The organism is Methylorubrum sp. GM97, assembly GCF_024347855.1.
In the GTDB taxonomy this organism is placed as follows: Bacteria; Pseudomonadota; Alphaproteobacteria; order Rhizobiales; family Beijerinckiaceae; genus Methylobacterium; species Methylobacterium extorquens.
The window spans coordinates 4,979,906-5,000,315 of sequence record NZ_AP025942.1 but is presented as its reverse complement, the minus strand read 5'-3'; the positions used below and the strand labels follow the sequence as shown (position 1 = coordinate 5,000,315).

The following is a 20,410-nucleotide window of genomic DNA, read 5'->3' as shown; positions in this document are numbered from 1 at the left end:
GACGGCTCGACCGAGCCGGCGCCGGGCCCGCCGCATCGATGGCGGCCCGGCACGACCTTTGGAGCCGTCATGATATCGTCCCGTCTCGTCCGGACCCGCCGCGCCGTGATGGCCGGCCTGCTGCTCGCATTCACCGCCGCACCCCTCGCCGCACGCGCTGCGGACGAACCTGTCGTGGTGTTTGCCGCCGCCAGCCTCAAGAACGCGCTGGACGAAGCCGCCGCAGCCTGGACGAAGGAGACCGGCGGCACGACGCGGATCTCCTATGCCGGCTCCAACGCGCTGGCCAAGCAGATCGAGGCGGGCGCGCCGGCCGACCTCTTCATCTCCGCCGACCTCGCCTGGATGGACTATGCCGAGACGAACGGCACGATCCGCGCGGACAGCCGCGTCAACCTCCTGCGCAACGCCATCGTCCTCGTGGCGGCCAAGGGGTCGGGCCTGCGGGTCACGCTCGAGCCCGGCACCGATCTCTCCGCCCCGCTGGCCGGTGGACGGCTCGCCCTAGGCAATGTCGAGGCGGTGCCCGCGGGCAAGTACGGCAGGGCCGCCCTCGAAAAGCTCGGCGCCTGGGACCGGGTGAAGGGCCAGCTCGCGCAGACCGAGAACGTGCGCGCGGCCTTGCTGCTCGTCTCCCGCGGCGAGGCTCCCCTCGGCATCGTCTACGCGACGGATGCGGCGAGCGATCCGGGCGTCGAGGTCGTGGCAACCTTCCCCGCCGACAGCCACCCGCCGATCGTCTACCCGGCCGCACTGACCAAGGATTCGGTCCGCGCGGATCGCACCGCTTCTTTGCTCAGCTTTCTGCGAAGCCCCGCGGCCCGCCCGCACTTCGAGCGCCAGGGCTTCGTCGTGGTCGGCGCCGAGAAGCGCTCCTGAACAGGGCGGGGAGGATCACGCCCCTCCCGCGCCCATCACCGTTCGAAGACGATCAAGGGGTCAGGGCGCGCTCCAGTTCGCCCTTGGTCATCTTCGAGCGGCCGGGAATGTCCTGCTTGCGCGCCCGCTGCATCAGTTCGGACTTCGTCGCGCCGGCGGTGCCGCCCTTGTCCGAGGTCTTGCCGGCCTTGCCGCCGGTCTTGCGGGCGGTGGCCGCCTTCTCAGCCACGTCCGTGGGCTGCTTCGAGTGCTGCTTGCCCTTGGCGGAATCGGCCCGCTTCTTCGCGGTCGAGCGGCTGTATTCCTTATCGGACAGTTTTTCCCGCGCCTTCTTGGGCAGGTAGCGCTCGCCGGTCTTGCCGCTTTCCTTGCCCGACTTGGTGTCCCACTCCTCGTCGGTCCATTGCTTCAGGTGGTTGTCGTCGGACTTCTTGCCGGCGTAGCCACCGCCCTCCTTCTTGTATTCGCTGGTGGCCATCTGCGCCTTGCGGGCGGACCACTGGCCGGGCTTGCCGCCCTTGGAGGATTCGGTGATCTCCTCTTTCACCTTCTCCCAAAGCTTCGGATCGGTCTTCTTCGCCGTGCCTGACATCGGTTTCGCCTCCTGAGCGACATTCGGCTGTCAACAGGAGGCGTCATCGTGAGTTCCGGCCGCACCGTTCCCATCCACGGGAGGATGGGCGCGGCCGCGCGCGGCGACCGAGGGGCGTTGACAGGGGAAGACGAAGCTTCCACCTCCGCGCCACCGAAGACGCATCTTATCGAGCGTGCCCGACGCGACCGGGACGGCTCGGTACACCCTGTGTCAGACCGGCCCGGATCGGGGCCGAGCTTAAGGAATCTGCGATGTCCGACGGCCTCAGCGCCCCGAAGGTGTTCATCGACGGAGAAGTCGGCACCACCGGCCTCGGCATCCGCGAGCGCCTGGAGCGCGAGGGCCGGGTGCGCCTCGTCAGTATTCCGCTGGAGAGCCGCAAGGATGCGGCGGTGAAGCGGGCGATCCTCGAAGAGGTCGACCTCGCCGTGCTGTGCCTGCCCGACGACGCCTCCCGCGAGACCGCGGCGCTCGCCGACAGCTTGCCCGGAGGCGGCCCGAAGCTGCTCGATGCCAGCACCGCCCACCGTATCGCGCCGGGCTGGGCATACGGATTTGCCGAGATGACGCCGGATCAGGCCGAGGTGATCCGCGCCGCGCGCCGGGTCGCCAATCCCGGCTGCTACCCGACCGGGGCGATCGCGCTGCTGCGCCCGCTGGTGGAACGCGGCCTGATCCCGTCGGATCATCCCGTCAGCATCAATGCGGTGAGCGGCTATAGCGGCGGCGGCCGCAGCATGATCGAGAGCTACGAGCGCGGGGAGGGCGCCCCGTTCCAGCTCTACGGGCTCGGCTTCGGACACAAGCACTTGCCGGAAATCGAAGCCTATAGCCGGCTCACCCGGCGGCCGATCTTCATCCCCTCCGTTGGCAACTTCCGGCAAGGCATGCTGGTCAGTATCCCGCTGCATCTCGGCGCCCTGCCCGGCAGCCCGAAGCCGGGCGACCTGGAGGATGCGCTGGCCGATTGGTACGCGGGCACCCCGCTGGTGACCGTCGTGCGCGGCGCGGAGGAGGGCGCCCACCGCGAACGCCTCGAACCGGAGGCTCTCAACGACACCGACCGGCTCGAATTGCGGGTGTTCGGCTCCGACAGCCACGGCCAAGCCGTACTGGTCGGTCGTCTCGATAATCTCGGCAAGGGCGCATCGGGCGCGGCGGCGCAGAATCTCGGGCTCATGCTCGGGCTCGACTGATTACAGAGCCGCTTCGGCCCGGATACGCTCTCGACATTTGCTCAATGAAAACCCGGCACGCGCGGTCCGCGCGTGCCGGGACGGTGCCTGCGAAGCGATCCCCGACCGAATGGCCGACGAACGCCCCGCGAAAGCCGGCTGCCGCCCCTCGGAGCCGGGACGACATCCATCACCCGCGTGGTTCATCGCGTAAGAGCTTGGCCGGAACGAGCAACGCGTCCGTGCCGCACATGAGGAGACAGCCGTTCTCCAAATGGATCGGCAGGGTCTCGCGCCCGTCATCCGCGATGAGCCAGACGCTTCACCTCGCAAATATTGTCCGGTGGACGTAGAGCCACGCGCCCGCCGAATCGAGCGCACATCATCCGCCAATCGACATGGCGGGCCTTCGGCTGTCATCCGTCTTTTGACAATCGGCTCTCCGGGACTGGACAGTGAAGGCAGTGCTGCGTCGGTCGAGAACTGGCGCAAGACGCTCTCGCGCGCCGGATATTTCGGGGCGGACCGATCCAACACCCGGCAATCCACAGAAAATACGTAATTCTGCGGCAGGACGTCGCAACCAAGGCGTGTCTTCCGCTCCACGACCGGCGCGATGACATCAGGCCGGCAACTCTGGCATGCCGACGGGGAAATCCGGCAACCATCTGGGATCTCAACTCTTTGAAACGTCGACATTTTCCGACGTGTGTTCAAGAGCTTTCTATCATTTGAAATATTTCTTTGAGATCGTCAGCGTCACCCTTAAGGTGGGCCTAATCCTTTTTTTCCGAAGGCCGCGATCGGCGTTTTTTCCATTCGATTTGGATAGAAACACACGCTACGCTCAGTTCTCTTCGACCTGACTGCGCTCGAATTTATACGCGATGTCTTGCTCTAGCACGGTCCTGAGCTTACCGTATTCCAGCTAAAGCCCCCTCATAGAAGATTGCGCCATGGACACCAGTGAACAGGACGCGGAGACAGCCCGCCTCGTTACCCTCACGGCCGATGTCGTGTCTGCTTATGTCAGCAACAATCACGTACAGAGCGCCGAGTTGCCGAAGCTTCTCGGGGAAGTGCATGAGGCGATTCGCTCGGTCAGCTTGAGCGGCCGTCCCACCGCCGAAACCGGGCCGCCCAAGGCGACGCCGCAGGAAATCCGCAAGTCGATCAGCCACGACTTTCTGGTCAGCTTCGAGGACGGCAAGCCCTACAAGACGCTGCGCCGCCATCTCACCCTGCGCGGCCTCTCGCCGGAACAGTATCGGGCGAAATGGGGCCTCCCCAACGATTACCCCATGACCTCGGCGAGCTACTCGGAGCAGCGCTCCGAACTGGCGCGTGCGCTGGGCCTGGGTCAGCAGCGCCGCCGGATCGCCGAGCCGGAAGCGGAAGTCGAGGCGGCGCCCGAGCCGGCGGCCGCCGAGCCGGAACCCGCTGCGGAGAAGAAGCGCCGCGCTCCGCGCCGCAAGAAGGACGCTTGAGCCCAAGCGCAGCTTCGCTTGAGCGCAGATCCACTTGGTCAACGCGGGCTCGGCGGTGCCGGGCCCGCGTGCCGTCCGATTGCGCCCAGCGCTTCGACGGCTTGCCGATCTCAGAGGGGACGCGCGTTGGCGTTCGGCTCCGTCAGCGCCGCGCCTGCACGTCCAGAGCCGGCCTTGAACTGGCCTGAAGAGACCTCAGGGCCGTCGAACGATCTCGCTAAGCGCTTAATCCGCAGGCAGCACTGGCGACTGCCCTGCATCCATATCGATTGATCGACCGCTGCCGAGCCGGCAAACGCTCCACTGGAGGGCATTTGCCGATGATTTGGGCACATACACGGATCACGACTGATAAGATCCGTTCGGTCGAACTCCTGTTTCGCGAACAGGCCGTCTCCTTCGACCATACGCGGCAGATGCTTCTCATCAGCGTGGTCGAGGACGGGTCGATTGTTCGTCTCTGGGTCTGCGTTCCGGAGATCGAGATGCTGACGTCCTATTACGGATTCAGCCTGTGCACCCGGGCCGACCTGCCCCTGGCACCGACCCTCGTTGCCGGCTGCCCCGAACAGTTCGGTCGCATCTTCCAGGGATAGCGCATCCGCCCCCGATGAATTCCGGCCTTCATTCCGGGAGGAGGGAGTCCGCTGTCGTGAGCGTCACACCGTTCGCCGCGTCGGGGTGAGCCGAACGCCGGGGGCGGGGCGCTCCAGGAGAACTTCCCGGCGGAAGCGCACCAGCCGGGCCGGGCGCCCGGCATTGCCGCTGGTGAGCGTCTCGGTCTCCTCGACGAGGCCCTGTTGCGCCACGAGGCGGCGGAAGTTCTGCTTGTGCAGCCGGATGCCCGAGAGCGCCTCGACCGTGCGTTGAAGCTGAAGCAGGGTGAAGGCCGGCGGCATCAACTCGAACACCACCGGGCGATACTTGATCTTGCCGCGCAGGCGGCCAATCGCCGTGGCGAGCACCCGTCGATGGTCATGGGCCATCGGCTGGCCGGTGATCGCGAGGTCGTCGGGCACGGCGGCGCCGTTCTGGCCATTGGCCTCCGGGATCAACCCGGCCTCAAACAGCAATTCGTAGCGCTCCAGAACCCGCTCCTCGTTCCAGGCGCCGCCGATCCCGAAACTCAGCCCGACCCGGTCCTCGCGCATGCGCCGGAGCTTCGGGTCGGAGGCAGCGGCGACCCAGGCCATCAGGCGCGGCTCGATCTCGGCGAGCGCCGGGGGTCGTCCCTCGCGGAAATCCTCCCACGGCAGGTAGCGGTACCAGTTGCGCCATGCGGCTTCCGCAAGGCCCGCCGGGCGCAGCTCGCGCACCAGGGCGAGATAGGCCACCGAGAGCAGGTGCACGTCGTGCTGGCCGCCCTCCCGGTCACGGTCGCCGAAGGTGTAGAGCTGCTCGACATAGCCGAGGCGCTGATGCGTCTGCTGCTCGACCCAGGCGCGAAGGCCCCGCTCCAGGGTGGCGTGCTCCGGCACCAACGGCCCGGCGGGCAGGGCACTCTCGCGACCCTCGGCTTGTCCCTCGACCTGCACGGTAAGCGCGCGCGGCTCGCCGTCCGTCGCCGCGACGATGACGGCCACGAGCCCCACCGACGAAGCGCTGGCGGCGCGCGTCCCCTTATCCGCCGCGGCGGCGGTCACACCCAGTTCGGCCGTGCTCATGCGTTCGTCGGCCTTCAGCCCCTCTTCGTGGGCATCCCCGCGGCGGTGGAAGCGGTTCCGGCCCGCATTCCGGTCTTGCCGGATTGGCCCCGGCACCGTCAACGGAGCCCCCGGCCTCATCCAGGGCAATCGCCCGAACGCGATTGCCCTTGTTCTTTGCTGGCCTCAGTCGCCGCGGCAGGCCGATCCTGCTAGATCGAAAGGCGAATTCATCGAAGGGAGCGGGTATGGGCAGCGGAACAGGGCTCGGTTTGTCCCGGCCGTCGGCGGGCGTCGCCTTGGACCTGCGCCTCTACGGCATCCTCGATGTCGGCGTGCTGGGGGGCGATGCCACCGCGCTTGCCACCCTGGCGGCGGAGGCGGTGGCCGGTGGCGCCACCCTGCTCCAGTACCGCGACAAGGATCTGACCGACGCCCGCGCGGCCCTCGCACGGATCCGGGCGATCCATGCGGCCCTCGCCGGCCGCGCGCCGCTCCTCGTCAACGACCGGGTCGATCTCGCGCTGGCCGCCGGCGTCGAGGGCGTGCATCTCGGCCAGTCGGATCTGCACCCCGAAGACGCGCGCCGCCTGCTCGGCCCGCGCGCCATCATCGGGCTCACGGTGAAGACCGGGGCCCAGGCCGACGAACTCTACCGGCTTCCCATCGACTACGCCTGCATCGGCGGCGTGTTCGCCACCACCAGCAAGGACAACCCCGACCCGCCGGTCGGGCTCGACGGGTTGCAGCGGATCGTGTTCCGCGCCCGGCTCGCCCGCGGCCAGAGCCTGCCGCTCGGCGCGATCGCCGGGATCGACGCCAGCAACACCGCCTCCGTCATCCGGGCCGGTGCCGACGGGGTGGCTCTGATCGGCGCTCTGTTCAAGGGCGGTGCGACCGAGGCCAAGGCGCGGGATCTGCTTGCACGGGTCGATGAGGCGCTGGGCCAGCGCGGGAGCACGGGCACGCGTTAAGGCCGGAAGAAGCGGACCATCAAAAAAATAGACGAGGGAAGACGCCCATGACCGCCATCGCCCTGACCATCGCCGGCTCGGATTCGAGCGGGGGCGCCGGCATCCAGGCCGACCTCAAGACCTTCGCCGCCCTGCGCGTCTACGGCGCCAGCGTCATCACGGCGCTTACGGCCCAGAACACCCGCGGGGTGCAGGCGATCCACGATGTGCCCGCCGATTTCGTGGCCGCGCAGATCGACTCGGTGTTCTCCGACCTCGCGGTCGGGGCGGTGAAGATCGGCATGCTCTCGCGGCCCGAGACCATCCGGGCGGTGGCCGAAGGTCTGCGGCGGCACGCGCCCGGTATACCGGTGGTGCTCGACCCGGTGATGGTGGCCACCAGCGGCGACCGGCTGATCTCGCAGGAAGCCGTCGAGATCCTGCGCACCGAGTTGATGCCGCTCGCCACCATCATCACCCCCAACCTGCCCGAAGCCGCGACCCTGCTCGACGAGGGGGAAGCGGGACACGAGAACGAGGCGGTGGCGCAGGGGCGGCGGCTGCTGGCGCGGGGCGCGCGGGCGGTGCTGATCAAGGGTGGCCACGGCGAGGGCAGCGAGAGCGCCGATCACCTGATCGCCGCAGACGGAACCCTGCGCCGGTTCGCGGCGCCGCGCATCGAGACCCGCAACAGCCACGGCACCGGCTGCACCCTCTCGGCAGCGGTGGCGGCGGGGCTCGCCCGCGGCCAGGGCCTCGCCGAGGCGGTGGGGGGCGCCAAGACCTACGTCACGGGGGCGATCCGCGCGGCGGACACGGTGCCGGTCGGCCATGGCCACGGCCCGCTCCACCACTTTTTCGCGCTCTGGCGATAGGCGCTCGCCTAGGCGAAATCAGCCCCTTTCCGCCTTTTGCGTTTGACAGATCAAACGCTCGTTCGGATAACGGAACGCCTTTCGGTGTCCCGCACACGATTTCGTGATCCGATCCGCCCGCGAGGGTGTTTCCGGCGCGCGAAGATTTTGTCGGGCACTTTCAGCGGACCGACGTGATGCAGGACATAGCGGCAAGCCTCGAACGTGGACGGCCGAAGGATCTCGTCAGCGGCGCCCAGGTGCTTTCGGGCCAGCTCGGCAAGACGATCCAGCGTCTGCGCAAGGCCTACAACCTCTCCCTTTCCGAACTCGCTGAGCAATCGGGCGTGGCGAAGTCGATCATCAGCCAGATCGAGCGCAACGAGACCAATCCGACGCTGGCGACGATCTGGCGGTTGAGCCAGGCGCTCGACGTGTCGATCGAGCGGGTTCTCGCCACCTCCGACGAAGAACCCTTCATCGAGCGCTTCTCGCGCGCCGACACCCCGCGGCTCGTCTCCGACGACGGCAAGGTGCGGCTGGCCATCATCGGCTGGATCAAGACCGTCGAGTGGCTGCAATGGTACGATGTGACCGCCGATGCCGGCGGGGTGCTCGAATCCGACGCGCACCAGCGCGGCTCGGTCGAGTCGCTGTCGGTGCTGGAGGGCAGCTTCGAGGTGGATGTGGCCGGCGAGGTGCAGCGGGCCAATGCCGGCGAGACGCTACGCTACCGCTGCGACCGCCCCCACAGCATCCGCTGCCTCGGCGACGCGCCCGGCCGCGCGACCATGGTCGTGATCATGAAGGCCGCCGTGATGGAGTAATCCGGCGCCCGCCGTTCCCTCGGGGGAGCGACATCGTACGAAAAAGGCCCCGTCGCTCGCCAGCGACGGGGCCTTTTTCATGGGGCAGCCTACTCGATCGGATCGTGAGGTGGGTTCGGTGACACCGAACCCGCCTCCTCCGATCGTCGGTCTCAGGCTTCGTCGAACCGGCCGCTGGCATGGGCGAGCATGGTGTAGACCTTGCCCGTCTCCGAGGTGAGGTAGGCGTCCGCGCGCTTGGTGTCGCGGTCGTTCTTCGTCACCTCGCCGAGCAGCCGCTCGAACTCGCCGACATAGCGATCGACCGTGCGGCGGAACTCGGCATCCGCCCGGTAGCGGCGCTGGATCTGCTCGAAGGTCTGGCGCCCCTGGACCGTGTAGAGGCGGCCGTCGAACAGGTTGGTGTCGCCCTGGCGGTAGCGCTGCCAGAACTCGACCGAGGCCTGATGATCCACCATCCGGGCGATGTCGGTCGAGATCGCGTCGAGCGAGATCCGCTCCACCGGCCCCTTCGCCTCGGGCGCGGCGGCCGGAGCCGGGGCGGGGACCGCCTCGGCGCCGTCATCGTCGAGCGACGCACGGGTCAGGAGATCGGACAGCCAGCCGCGGTTGTCGCGGGTGCCGGGCCGCCCCTGGACCTGGCCGGGGACAGCGGCCGGGTTCGCCGGACGCACGGGGGCCGATGCCGGCTGAGACCGGCCCGCCGCCGGGGCCGCATTGCGGACCGGCGCCGGCGCGGAGACCGGTGCGGGCGCGGCCGCTGACACGGCGCGGCCGGCCTCGGCCGTGCGGCGCTGCTCGGCCCCGCGGGCCTGCGCCGCCGGCTGGGCGACATCGACCGAGCGGTTCGAGCGGGCCACCAGGGCGGAGAGTTCGTTCAGTGCGTCGATCTGTTCGGCCACGACGCGACGCATCTCGCTCGTGGCATCCTGCGTCTCGCGGGGCAGGTCGAGAACGCCACGCTGCAGGTCGGCGCGGGTGGCGTCGAGTTCGCGGCGGATCTCGGCGGCCATCGCATTCATCCGCGTGACCGAGTCGCCGAACTGGCCGGAGGCGGCGGCGAAGCTCTGCATCATCTTGGCGGAGGCCTCCTCGATGGCGCTGCGCACCGCTTCCGCCGTGCGGGCGCTCTCGGCATCCGCGCCGCTGCGCAGGCGCTCGAAGTCGCCCGCCACGGCGGTCCCAGCCTCGCGGGCCACGCGGGCGACGCTCTCGCTGAGTTCGCGGGCGCGGGCCTCGGCCGCACGCAGCGTCTCCTCGATCACGCTGCCGAAGCGGCCGGTCTGGGCCTCGATGGCCTGGCTGCGCTCCTCGAGGCGGGACAGCACCGCCTCGACCACGGCCTGCCGGCTCGACAGGCTCTCGGCGAGACGACCTTCCACCGCTTCCAGATTGCCGGCGGCCGCTTCGAGCGCGCCGACATGGGTGCCGGTGCGCTCCACCAGCGCCTTGCCACGGGCATCCAGGGTCTCGGCCAGGCTCGACGCCTGGGCGAGTGCTCCCTGCGAGGCTTCGCGGAGCGCCACGACCTGGGTCGAGACCCGGTCGGAGGCCTGTGCCGTGTCGGCGGCGACCCGGTCGAGGGCCGACTGGATCTGCTCGACGCGGGCCGCGAGCCCTTGCTCGATGGCACCGAGGTTCTCCGAGGCGCCGCCGACGAGATCCTTCAACCCGTCATTGGCGTTCTCGATCCGGGTGAGGAAGCCGGCGACGTCGCGGCGGACCCGCTCATGCGCCTGGGCGACGGTGTCGGCGGAGGCCGCCGCGCCTTCGTCCAGCGCGACGCGGAGGGCCTTGGCCGACTCGACGGTGCGGACGACGATGGCGTCGGTGCGCTCGCGCAGAGCCTCGACCAGCGGTGCACCCTTGTCGGCGATGAGCCGGTCGAGGGCCTGCTCCCGCTCGGCCAGGGCGTCGGCCAGGGCCGCGGCCGGTCCGTCGATCATGCGGGCCAGCGCGCCGTTGCGCTGATCCATCGTCTCGGCCAGCGCGTCGGCGCGGGCCTGGACCTCGGCCGCGTGACGGCGGGCGCGCTCCTCCAGCATCCGGCCCATCTGGGCGATGCCGTCGTCCACGAGCGCCGCGTAGGCGTTCTGGCGCTCGTCGAAGGTCTCAGCCAGGGCGGCCTGCCGCTCGGCACGCTCGTCCAGGGCCGCGACCATCCGGGCGGTGCCGCCGTCGATGAGCGCCGCGTAGGCCTCCTTCTGGCGGTCGAACGCCTCGGCCAGCACCGCGTGGCGGCGGGCCCGCTCTTCCAGTGCGGCGACCATGCGGGCGGTGCCCTGCTCGATCAGGGAGGCATAGGCGTCCCGCTGCCCGTCGAACGCCTCGGTGAGCGCGGCCTGCCGCTGGGCCCGCTCATCGAGAGCTGCGACCATCCGGGCGGTGCCCTCCTCGATCACGCTCGCATAGGCATCCCGCTGCCCGTCGAGGGTCTCGGTGAGGGCGGCCTGCCGCTGGGCCCGCTCGTCGAGAGCCGCGACCATTCGGCTTGTGCCCTCCTCGATCAGCGCCGCGACGGCCCGCTGACGCTCCTCCACCGTCTCCGCCTGCGCGGCGTGGCGGCGCGCCCGCTCCTCGAGCGCGGCGACCATGCGGACGGTGCCCTGCTCGATCACGCTCGCATAGGATTCCCGCTGGCCGTCGAAGGCCTCGGCAAAGGCGGCCTGTTGCCGGGCGCGCTCGTCCAGCGTCGCCGCGATCCGGGCCGTCCCCTCTTCGATCAAGGCGGCGACGGCCTTCTGGCGCTCCTCGACTGTCTCGAACTGGGCCGCGTGCTGGCGTGCGCGCTCATCGAGCGTCGCGACCATGCGAGCCGTGCCCCCGTCGATCTGCGCCGTGTAGGCGTCCTGGCGCTCGTCGAAGGCGTCGGCCAGGGCGTTGGCGCGGTTCGCCACCACGGTGGCGAAGGCGCGCAGGCGGGCGTCGATGCGGGCGGTGAAGTCCTCGCTGCGGGCCTCGACAGTCTGCGACAGGCTCGCCGCCTGGTTCTCCACGAGCCGGGCGAACTCACCGCCGCGGCTCTCGACGAGCCCGTCGAGACTCCGCATCCGCTCGTCGAACACCGTCGCCAGCGCCTGGGTCTGGGCCTCGAGACGTCCGGTCAGCGCCGTCGAGCGCTCATCGACCAGGGCACCGAGGGTGGCGTGGATCTCGTCGAACAGGGCGCGCAGCTCCTGCGACCGCCTCTCGACGGTCTGCGCGACCTGCTGGCCGCGCCCGTCGACGATGTCGCCGAGAACGCCGAGGCGCTCGTCGAACAGGTAGGCGAGACCCCGCGTGCGGGCATCGACCTCGCCGGCCGCGCGGCCGATGCCGGCTTCCAGCGTCTCGACGAACAGGCGCGCGCCCTCGGTCAGCGCCGCCTGGAGCGGCAGGATGCGGCCCTGGAAGCCCTCGTCGAGGCGGCCGGCATGGCCGTCGAGCAGCCCGCGGATCTCGGCCGTGCGGTGGTCGAGGATGTCCTGAACCGTGCGGGCCCGCTCCTCCAGGGTCGTGCGCAGATCATCGCTGCGGGCATCGAGCATGGTGCGGATCTCGCCCGCGCGGCTGTCGAGCAGGTCCTGCACCGTGCGGGCCGGCTCCTCCAGGGCGGCGCGCAGGGTGCCGAGCCCGGTCTCGAACTCGCCGCGGACATGGCCGGCACTGCCATCCACGAGGCCGCGCAGCTCGCCGGTACGGCTGTCGAGGGTGTTGCGGATCTCGGCGCTGCGGGCATCGAGCAACTCGCGCACCATGCGGATGCGCTCTTCCAGCGTCGTATCGAGGCTGCCGAGGCTCGCCTCGAACGCGCCGCCCACCCGGCCGGAGACGTCTTCCATCAGGCCGCGCAGATCGTCGGTGCGGTGATCCAAGGTGTCGCGGATCTCGGCGCTGCGGGCATCGAGCAGGTCACGCACCGTGCGGACGCGCTCCGCCAGCGTCGTGTCGAGGGCGCCGAGGCTCGCCTCGAACTCGTTGCGCACCCGTCCGGCACCGCCCTCCATCAGGCCGCGCAGGTCGTCGGTGCGGTGATCGAAGGTGTCGCGGATCTCGGCGCTGCGGGCGTCGAGCAGGTCGCGCACCGTGCGCAGGCGCTCGTCCAGCACCGTCTCGAAGCTGCCGAGGCCGGCTTCGAGTTCGCCGCGCACGCGGCCGGCACTGCCTTCCATCAGGCCGCGCAGATCGTCCGCGCGGCTGTCGAGCAGGGTGCGAATCTCGCTCGCCTGGGTCTCGAAGGCGTGGCCGAGGCGGCCGGTGCCCTCGCCGAGCAGGCCGTCGACCTGTCCCATGAGGTCGCGCAGGGTCGCGAGCAAGGCAGTGCCGCGGCGGTCGAGCAGGGCGCCGAGCGAAGCGCCGCCCTGTTCCAGGGCCTGGGTGATGTCGGAGAGACGTCCCTCAAGCCCCTCGACGGCCACGCGGCCGCGCTGGTCGAGGTCGGCGGCGAGCGCGCCGCCGCGCTCATCGAACAGGTGGTTGAGGCTCTCGGCCCGCTCGTCGAACAGGCGGGCGATGGCCTCGACATGGCCGCCCAGCGCCTCGACGGCGAGACCGCTACGGCGCTCCAGCAGGGCGACGAGGTCGCGGATGCGGCCGGTCAGCTCGCCGTCGATGGTGCGGGTGCGGCTCTCGATCAGGCGCACCGCTTCGAGCGCCTGGATGCCGAAGGATTCGTCGAGGTGGCGGGTGCGCTCCTCCAGCGTGCCGCTGAGGGCATCGAGACGCGCGACCACGCCGGTATCGAGACGCTCGGCGCCCTCGTCGAGGCGGCGGGCGAGATCCTGGGTCGTGCGCTCGAGCCGCTCGGCGATCTCGGCCGCGCGGGCGGCGAGAACGTCGCCCACGGAGCGTCCGCGGTCGGCGATGTCCTGCGCGGAGCCTTCGATGCGCCGGTCGAGGGCGTCAGTGAGGATGCGGTTGCCCTCATCCAGCGTGCGGGCGATCTCGGAGCTGCGCAGCACCAGCGCCTCATTGAGGGCGTTGGCGCGGGCACCCAGCCGCGTGTCGACATGGCCGACGAGGGCCGCGAAGCTCTCGCCGATCTCGGCGGCGCGACGGGCCGAGAGGGATTCCATCTCGCCGATGCGGGTCTCGACGGTCTCGCTGGCAAGACGCGCACGCTCGGCCAGGGAGTCGGCGAGCGCATTGCCCTGCACGGCGATGATCCGGTCGATCTCGGTGAGGCGCGAATCCAGGGTGTCGCCGAGCGTCTGCGCGTTGCCGGCGATCCGGTCGGCGAGGATGTCGCCGCGGGCGATGGTTTCCTGAAGGGCGGCGAGCCGGTTGCCGAGGGCTTCCTCCACCGCGCGGGTGCGGCTGTCGGCGGTCTCGACGAAGGCAGCGTGGCTCCGGTGCAGCGAGTCGCCGACCTGCGACACATGGCCGGCAATGGCGAGCACGACCTCGCGGCTGGCGCCTTCGAGGCGGGCCTGAGCCTCGTCGGACTGGCTGGCGATGAGCGCGGCGGCGCCGCGGCCGTGGCGGCCGAAGCTGTCCTCCAGGGTTCCCAGACGGGTCTCCAGCTCGGTGCCGACGTCCTCTGCGGTGCGCGACAGCGCGCGCGTCGTAGCCTCGCCGCGGGCGGCAACCTCGTCGCCGAGCCGGCGCAGCGTCTCGCGCAGGGCCTCCAGGGCGCTCTCGGTGCGGCCGCCGACCTCGCCGCCGGCCTGTTCGGCCGCACGGGCGAGGGAAGCGGTGGCCTCGGCGCTGCGGGCCGACAGCTCGTCGCCCATTTGGGCCAGGGCGTCGCGCAGGCTGCGCAGCGACGCCTCGGTGCGGCTGTTGACCTCGCCGCCGGCCTGCTCGGCCGCGCGGGCCAGGGCCGCACTGGTCTCGGCGCCGCGGGTGGACAGCTCCTCGCCGATCCGGCCCAGCGTCTCACGCAGGCTCCGCAGCGATTCCTCGGTGCGCGCACCGACTTCGCCGCCGACCCGCTCGGCGGTCCGCGCCAGCGCGTCCGTGACCTCGGCGCTGCGGCCGTCGATCTCGTTCTGCACCTGCCGCAGCAGGTCGCGCAGGCCCTGCGCCGACTGGTCGGCACGGCTGCCGATCTCGCCGCCGGCCTGAGCCGCCGCCAGCGACAGGGCGACGCTGGCCTCCGAGCCGCGCACGGAGATCTCGTCGGCCACCTGCCGCAGGAGATCCTGAAGCGCGTGCATCGACTGGTTGGTGCGGTTGTCGATCTCGCCGCCGGCATGGGCGGCGGCGAGCGCCAGGGCGCCGGTCGCCTCGGCGCTGCGGGCCGACAGCTCGTCGGCCATCCGCTGGATCGCGGCGTGAAGGGCCTGCGACGCGCTCTCGCTGCGGCTGCCCAGCTCGCCCCCGACGCGGTCGGCGGCGGCCTGGAAGCGGCCCACCACGTCGTCCGAACGGCTCTCGACGGCGGCGGCGGCCTCGTCGGCCGCGCGGCGCAGCGCCTCGGCGGCTTCGGCGAAGCGGGTGGTGACGGCGGCGCTCTGCGCCTGCGCGGCCCCCGAGGTCTCCTCGGCGACGTGCAGCATCCGCGCGGTCGATTCCACGGCGCGCTCGGCGAGCAGGCCGCTCATGGCCTCGGCGGCCTCGCGCAGACGGCGCTCCAGCGCTTCGACGCTCGCGCCGACGGATGCGGTCGCAGTCTCCGCGTTGCGGCGGATGCCGTCCTGGGCGGCGCCGGTGCGGGCATCGAGATCCTGGCCCAGACGGGCCACGGTCTCGCCCAGGCTCTCGGCGGTGCCGTTCGCGTTCGCCGCGAAGCTGGCGCCGAGCCCGGCCAGAGCCTGCTCGACGGTGGCGGCGGCCTGCGCCGCCCGCTCGGTCATCAGGCCGACGACCCGTTCGCCCGCCGTATCGAGGTTCGAGGCGAGCGCCCCGCCCTGGACGGCGATGACATCATCGACGCGGGACGCCGCCGCCTCGATGCGGGCGGCGAGTTCGAGACCGCGACCGTCCATGGTCTCGGCCGCGCGGGTGGCGGACGCCAGGAACGCGTCGCGGACCCGGTCGATGCGGGTGGAGAAGTCGTCGGCGACGCTGCCGGCGGCAAGCGCCAGGGCGGCCTGCGCGTCACGCCCACGGCCCTCGATCAGTTCGGAGACGCCGGTGCCGGCGGCCTCGATCTCGGTGCGCAGCGAGGCGCCGCGAACGGCGATGTCCTCGGAGATCGCCGCGCCGGTGGCGGCGAAGTTGCGGCTCAAGCCCTCGCCGGTCTCGGCGAAGCGGGCGGTGATCGCGCCGCCGGTCTGGGCGAAACGCTCGGTCAGCTCGGTCCCGCGCGACAGGAAGGCCTCTTCCAGGCCCCTCGTCGAGCGCTCGAAGGTCTCGCGCACGGCGCCGCCCTGGCGGTCGAGCGCCTCGATCAGGCCGGTGCCGGTCTCGGACAGGGATTGGGCGACGGCGCCCGCATTGTCGGCCAGCGTGCGGGTGAGCGCCCCGCCGGTGCGCTCGAACGCCTGCGTCACCTCGTCGGCGCGCTGCTGCAGCGCGCTGGTAAGGGTGGTGCCGATCTCTTCCAGGCCGCCGCGCACGCCTTCGCTGGTGGCGGTGAGCTGGCGCACGAGGTCGTCGCCGCGGGTCGAGACGTTGCCGACCACCCGTTCGCCGACCTCGCCGAGCGCCTCGGTGATCGCGGTGCCGCGGGCATCGAGTGCCCCGGTGACGCGTTCGCCCGCGCCGTTGATGGCGGCCACGATGCGCTCGGCCGCGCCCTCCAGCTCGCTCGACAGGTTCTCGTGCGAGCCGGCGATCGCGCCGCGCACCCGGTCGGCGCTGCCGACGATGGACTCGCGCTGGGCAATCAGCTCATCGACGAGGCTGCGGATGCGGATCTCGTTGTCGGAATAGGCGCGCTCCAGGGTCGAGATCTCGCCGCGCACCAGGGTTTCGAGTTCACCGGCGCGGGCGAGCGCCCGCTCCACGCCGTCGCCGACGGCAGCAACCTCGCGGCGCACGGTCTGCGACATGGTCAGCACCGCGTCGGTCGAGAAGCTCTCGGGCTCGGCCAGCCGGATTGCCACCTCGCCGACGGCGCGGGCGACGAGGCGCATCTCGTGGGCGCGCACGGCCAGCATCGCCGTGATCAGGAACAGCACGATCGGCCCGGCGATGGCGGTGGCCACCACCGCCGCCTGAAGCGCGGTGAGCCCGGTGATGAACGTCTTCAGATCGCCGCCGGACTGGTTCCAGGCGAGCGCCACGAGGCCGTCGAGCCACAGGAACGAGGCGATGGCCGCGACGAGGTAGGGCTTGCGCGAGGGCCGCACCCGGAGCGTCTGCTGCAGGATGCCGATGTTCTGGCGATCGTCGTTGGCGACCAGCGAGCGGTCGGGCGGCAGAAGCCCGCCCTCGCGGCGCGAGCGCCCCCGCTCGGGCAGCGGCAGATCGGACGCGGCGGGATCGATGTCGAGGGTCGGGGTGCGGCGTCCCCCGGCCTCGGAGAACGGATCGGCCAGCGGATCGCTGTCGCCGACATCGGGCAGCCGCGGCTCGACGCGGGCGGTGTCGCCCGGTGCCGGAATGTCCAGATTCAAAGCCTGCTCGATCGCGGAGAGGGCCGCCTCTGCCGGATCCTTCAGCTTCTTCTCGGTGGCCATGCAACCCTCGTACGCATCGCCGTCCATTGCAGAGCTCGCGCCCTCCGCAATGGAGACGGATTTACCCGACGTCTCACGGGATCTTAGTCCCTCGGATGATGCCCCCGATACCCGATCGGCCCGGCGCACCCAAGAAACCTTAACGGAATGGTTACCAAGCCGGGTCCCGTGATCCGGCATTCGCCCCAAGTTCTGACGCTTGCAGCCTTAAACGGGTACGCCCCCGGCGGCCCTGCGCTGTGGATAGCCGGCGCCACCCACAGGCAGGTCGCCGCGGCGAGCGCTTTTACCCAGAACCGGGCGGATGGAGCGGCCGTTTCATTCCGAACAACGATGATCAAGCAGACGATAAGGACGGACGTGGACCTCGAGAACAAGCTCGCCCCTCTGCTGGATCACGCCCACCTCGATGCGCAGACCTTCGGCGATGCCGACCTCGCCCGGGAGGTTTTGAGCCTGTTCGAGGATCAGTGCCGCCGGCTCCTGCCCGCGATGGCGGAGGCGAGCCGTCCGGCGGAGGAACGGGCCGATCTCGCCCATACGCTCAAGGGGGCGGCACTCGGCGTCGGAGCGATGCAGGTGGCCGAGGCGAGCACGACCGTCGAAACCCGGCTTCGCACCGTCGGCGAGGCCGATCTCGAAGCGTTGGGGAGCGCCGTCGCCGAGACGCTGGCGGCGCTCGCCGCCCTCGGCCTGGAGATGTGAGCGGCCGCCTGTCAGGCTCGCTCGATGCCCGCGACGTAAGACCGCCGCCGCGCCGGCCCGACCTCTCGGCGAACGGACACGCGGCATCCGCACCGGTGGCGCGACGGAAAAGCGCCGGCTTGGCGCTTGCTTTCTCACTCGGCCGCCCGCAAGCAGGCGCCACGCCGCCCCCCTGAAGGATCGCAGGCGGACGCCGACACGTCCCGGAGCAAGGTATGCCCAAGATCACCTTCGTCGATCACGCCGGCACGGCCCGCACGATCGACGGCGAGGTTGGCTCGACCGTCATGGAGACGGCGATCCGCAACAACGTTCCGGGGATCGATGCCGAGTGCGGCGGGGCCTGCGCCTGCGCCACCTGCCATGTCTATGTGGACGGGGAATGGGCCGACAAGGTCGGGCCGGCCGAGCCGATGGAGCAGGACATGCTCGATTTCGCCTCGGACGTGCGCGCGACCTCGCGCCTGTGCTGCCAGATCCGCGTGACGCCGGAACTCGACGGCCTCATCGTGACGACCCCGGCCCGCCAGGGCTGAGGCGACGCCGCGCGGGGGCCTGCCTCGCTCCGGGCGGACTCGCCGCGCTCGTCCTGCTGATGAACGCCGCCCGGTACAGGATACGCTGCGGCTCGGCCTTTCGCCCTGCGGCGCCGAGCAGACCGAGGCACGGTTCCAACCGGAGCCTGTCTTGGTCGGCAGCCTCTGCGGGCTCCCGCCGCTGGCCGTCCTCGCCACGAACCTGTCGTCGGAAAGCGCTCTAGCGCAGCAGCGCCCGCATCGCCCCGTCCAACCCTTCGAGCGTCAGCGGGAACATCCGGTCCGCGAAGATCCGGCGGACCATGCCGATCGAGTGGGTGTGGCCCCAGTGCTCGGCCGGAATCGGGTTGAGCCAGACCGCCTTCGGGAAATGATCGAGCACGCGGCCGAGCCAGACCTCGCCCGCCTCCTCGTTCCAGTGCTCCACCGAACCGCCGGGATGGGCGATCTCGTAGGGGCTCATGGAGGCGTCGCCCACGAACACCACGCGGTAGTCGGAGGGATAGGTGCGGATCACGTCGAGGAGCGGGATACGCTCGTCGTGGCGGCGATGGTTTTCCGTCCACACCGCCTCGTAGGGGCAGTTGTGGAAGTAGAAATGCGCGAAGTGCTTGAACTCGGAGCGCGCCGCCGAGAACAGCTCCTCGGCCAGCTCCACATGCCAATCCATCGAACCGCCGACATCGAGGAAGAGCAGCACCTTCACGGCGTTGCGCCGCTCCGGGCGCAGCCGCACGTCGATGAAGCCCTTGCGGGCGCTCTCGCGGATGGTGCCGTCGAGGTCGAGTTCGTCGGCCGCCCCGTGCGGGCGAAGCGGCGCAGGCGGCGGAGCGCCACCCGCATGGAGCGGGTGCCGAGTTCGCGTGAATCGTCGAGATCCTTGAATTCGCGCCGGTCCCAGACCTTGACCGCCCGGAAGTTGCGGTTGCCGTCCTGGCCGATGCGGATTCCCTCCGGATTGTAACCGTAGGCGCCGAAGGGCGAGGTGCCCCCGGTTCCGATCCATTTCGACCCGCCCTGGTGACGCTCCTTCTGTTCGGCGAGGCGCTGTTTCAGCGTCTCGAACAGCTTGTCCCACCCCAGCGCCTTCAACTCGGCCTTCTCTTCGTCGGTCAAATACTTCTCGGCAAGCTTGCGCAGCCATTCCTCGGGGATGGCGGCGGGTTCGACCGCCTCGCCCAGCGTTTCCAGCCCCTTGAAGACCGAGGCGAACACCCGGTCGAACCGGTCGAGGTTCGACTCGTCCTTCACCAACACGGTGCGGGCGAGGAAGTAGAATTCCTCCACCCGCTTGTCCGCGAGGTCGCTCTCCATCGCCTGGAGCAGCGTGAGGTATTCGCGCAGGGACACCGGCACGCGGGCCTCGCGCAGGCCCGTGAAGAATTGGAGCAGCATGAGGCCTAAACGCCCGAGCCCGGCCCGCAGGTCAAGCCGAGGCCGGGTCCGGGCCAAGCCGCAGGCGCCGAACAGCCGAGCTCAAGAGTCTTCGACTCCTGTGGACAGCGCCGTTTTCCCGTGGATATCGCCCGACACCACCTTTGTGCGTGAGGGATAACTGTCATCTCGGCGGAACTAAGGTGCCGTCGCACAATGCAGGATGCGTCCGTGACTTGACGATTGGAAGGACACCATGCCCGTGGTCTTGCGATCCCTGAGCGATTTCAAGAAATTCCTCCGCAAACCCGGAGCGACCCTGCAGATCGTCCAGAACACCTTCGTCGATCGCCAGGACGCCGAGTCCCGCGCCGCCTATCGCCGCAAGGGCCTCTACGAGCCGCGAACCCTCCGGGCGCTCTCGAAGAAGGCCGCCGTGTTCGACGTGAAGGGCCACGAAACCACCGTGTGGCTCTACTGGGATCGCGGCACCCGACACTGGCGCTTCTCCGGCGATACCGTCACGGTCCCGCTCAACGCCGCCCTCGGACCGCCCGACGCGGTGGTCTATCGCTGCACTCTGCCGACGCCGAGCGGGCAACGCCGTCCCGCCAGCCAGCGCGACGACGATGAGGCCATGCTGCCGGGCCTCTAACGGCAGGCTCCGACCGATACAGTTGCGCCGTCATGGCGGGGCGAACCATCCCGGACCTGCCGTGATTCATGGAAGTCGGCCTGTTCGACCTGCCGAGACAGGCGCTCAGCTCGGACTGACCTCTCACAGTTTGTTGAACGGACGAATCAAGCGCCCTTCATCGTGCGCTTGATCGAACCTC

13 protein-coding genes and 1 pseudogene are annotated in these 20,410 nt (G+C 70.2%); 10 read left to right on the top strand and 4 right to left on the bottom strand.

Translation table 11 applies throughout. The annotated features are described in order from the left end of the window. Positions 1-69 precede the first annotated feature (69 nt). Complete coding sequence (modA, locus tag MSPGM_RS23195; protein ID WP_003601833.1) at positions 70-879, top strand: molybdate ABC transporter substrate-binding protein; 810 nt, start codon at positions 70-72, stop codon at positions 877-879. A gap of 52 nt (positions 880-931) precedes the next feature. Here the strand turns inward: modA and MSPGM_RS23190 are convergent, their stop codons facing one another. Next, positions 932-1,471, bottom strand: a complete 540-nt coding sequence (locus tag MSPGM_RS23190; RefSeq protein ID WP_003601835.1) for a hypothetical protein — start codon at positions 1,469-1,471, stop codon at positions 932-934. A gap of 254 nt (positions 1,472-1,725) precedes the next feature. On the opposite strand from MSPGM_RS23190, the gene argC reads away from it, so the two are divergent. The 3 genes from argC to MSPGM_RS23175 all read left to right on the top strand — a co-directional run bounded on the left by argC (position 1,726) and on the right by MSPGM_RS23175 (position 4,732). After that, entirely contained in the window at positions 1,726-2,670 is a 945-nt protein-coding gene (gene argC, locus MSPGM_RS23185; protein ID WP_003601837.1) for an N-acetyl-gamma-glutamyl-phosphate reductase, read from the top strand. Positions 2,671-3,605: 935 nt separating this feature from the next. Beyond that, positions 3,606-4,136 (top strand): MucR family transcriptional regulator, encoded by a 531-nt coding sequence (locus MSPGM_RS23180; RefSeq protein WP_003601840.1) that lies wholly within the window; start codon positions 3,606-3,608, stop codon positions 4,134-4,136. 320 nt (positions 4,137-4,456) lie between these two features. Continuing rightward, positions 4,457-4,732 (top strand): hypothetical protein, encoded by a 276-nt coding sequence (locus MSPGM_RS23175; protein ID WP_003601842.1) that lies wholly within the window; start codon positions 4,457-4,459, stop codon positions 4,730-4,732. 63 nt (positions 4,733-4,795) lie between these two features. Here MSPGM_RS23175 and MSPGM_RS23170 read toward each other — a convergent pair whose 3' ends face one another. Beyond that, positions 4,796-5,902, bottom strand: a complete 1,107-nt coding sequence (locus MSPGM_RS23170) for an NUDIX hydrolase (protein ID WP_003601845.1) — start codon at positions 5,900-5,902, stop codon at positions 4,796-4,798. Positions 5,903-6,027: 125 nt separating this feature from the next. On the opposite strand from MSPGM_RS23170, the gene thiE reads away from it, so the two are divergent. The 3 genes from thiE to MSPGM_RS23155 all read left to right on the top strand — a co-directional run bounded on the left by thiE (position 6,028) and on the right by MSPGM_RS23155 (position 8,413). Next, positions 6,028-6,753 carry a thiamine phosphate synthase gene (thiE, locus tag MSPGM_RS23165; RefSeq protein ID WP_003601846.1) on the top strand — a complete coding sequence of 242 codons (726 nt, stop codon included), beginning with the start codon at positions 6,028-6,030 and terminating at the stop codon, positions 6,751-6,753. Between the two features lie 47 nt (positions 6,754-6,800). Beyond that, the gene (gene thiD / locus MSPGM_RS23160; RefSeq protein WP_003601849.1) at positions 6,801-7,607 is read left to right on the top strand and encodes a bifunctional hydroxymethylpyrimidine kinase/phosphomethylpyrimidine kinase; all 807 of its coding nucleotides are present in this window, start codon (positions 6,801-6,803) and stop codon (positions 7,605-7,607) included. A 176-nt stretch (positions 7,608-7,783) separates the two neighbouring features. Further along, a complete protein-coding gene (locus tag MSPGM_RS23155; RefSeq protein WP_003601851.1) occupies positions 7,784-8,413 on the top strand; it encodes a helix-turn-helix domain-containing protein in 630 nt (209 codons plus the stop codon). Between the two features lie 152 nt (positions 8,414-8,565). Here MSPGM_RS23155 and MSPGM_RS23150 read toward each other — a convergent pair whose 3' ends face one another. Further along, positions 8,566-16,959 carry a hypothetical protein gene (locus MSPGM_RS23150; protein ID WP_261926020.1) on the bottom strand — a complete coding sequence of 2,798 codons (8,394 nt, stop codon included), beginning with the start codon at positions 16,957-16,959 and terminating at the stop codon, positions 8,566-8,568. Positions 16,960-17,319: 360 nt separating this feature from the next. Between MSPGM_RS23150 and MSPGM_RS23145 the strand changes: the two genes are divergently transcribed. Beyond that, complete coding sequence (locus MSPGM_RS23145) at positions 17,320-17,664, top strand: Hpt domain-containing protein (RefSeq protein ID WP_015857550.1); 345 nt, start codon at positions 17,320-17,322, stop codon at positions 17,662-17,664. 215 nt (positions 17,665-17,879) lie between these two features. Continuing rightward, a complete protein-coding gene (locus MSPGM_RS23140) occupies positions 17,880-18,200 on the top strand; it encodes a 2Fe-2S iron-sulfur cluster-binding protein (RefSeq protein WP_003604694.1) in 321 nt (106 codons plus the stop codon). 220 nt (positions 18,201-18,420) lie between these two features. On the opposite strand, the pseudogene MSPGM_RS23135 reads toward MSPGM_RS23140, so the two are convergent. Next, positions 18,421-19,595: pseudogene (locus tag MSPGM_RS23135) on the bottom strand (vWA domain-containing protein). 235 nt (positions 19,596-19,830) lie between these two features. On the opposite strand from MSPGM_RS23135, the gene MSPGM_RS23130 reads away from it, so the two are divergent. Beyond that, the gene (locus MSPGM_RS23130; protein ID WP_003604690.1) at positions 19,831-20,229 is read left to right on the top strand and encodes a hypothetical protein; all 399 of its coding nucleotides are present in this window, start codon (positions 19,831-19,833) and stop codon (positions 20,227-20,229) included. The last annotated feature ends 181 nt before the right edge of the window (positions 20,230-20,410 follow it).

Coding starts and splice junctions, on each gene's coding strand:
- modA (WP_003601833.1), top strand. CDS start 70: ATGATATCGTCCCGTCTCGTCCGGACCCGCCGCGCCGTGATGGCCGGC.
- MSPGM_RS23190 (WP_003601835.1), bottom strand. CDS start 1,471: ATGTCAGGCACGGCGAAGAAGACCGATCCGAAGCTTTGGGAGAAGGTG.
- argC (WP_003601837.1), top strand. CDS start 1,726: ATGTCCGACGGCCTCAGCGCCCCGAAGGTGTTCATCGACGGAGAAGTC.
- MSPGM_RS23180 (WP_003601840.1), top strand. CDS start 3,606: ATGGACACCAGTGAACAGGACGCGGAGACAGCCCGCCTCGTTACCCTC.
- MSPGM_RS23175 (WP_003601842.1), top strand. CDS start 4,457: ATGATTTGGGCACATACACGGATCACGACTGATAAGATCCGTTCGGTC.
- thiE (WP_003601846.1), top strand. CDS start 6,028: ATGGGCAGCGGAACAGGGCTCGGTTTGTCCCGGCCGTCGGCGGGCGTC.
- thiD (WP_003601849.1), top strand. CDS start 6,801: ATGACCGCCATCGCCCTGACCATCGCCGGCTCGGATTCGAGCGGGGGC.
- MSPGM_RS23155 (WP_003601851.1), top strand. CDS start 7,784: ATGCAGGACATAGCGGCAAGCCTCGAACGTGGACGGCCGAAGGATCTC.
- MSPGM_RS23150 (WP_261926020.1), bottom strand. CDS start 16,959: ATGGCCACCGAGAAGAAGCTGAAGGATCCGGCAGAGGCGGCCCTCTCC.
- MSPGM_RS23140 (WP_003604694.1), top strand. CDS start 17,880: ATGCCCAAGATCACCTTCGTCGATCACGCCGGCACGGCCCGCACGATC.
- MSPGM_RS23130 (WP_003604690.1), top strand. CDS start 19,831: ATGCCCGTGGTCTTGCGATCCCTGAGCGATTTCAAGAAATTCCTCCGC.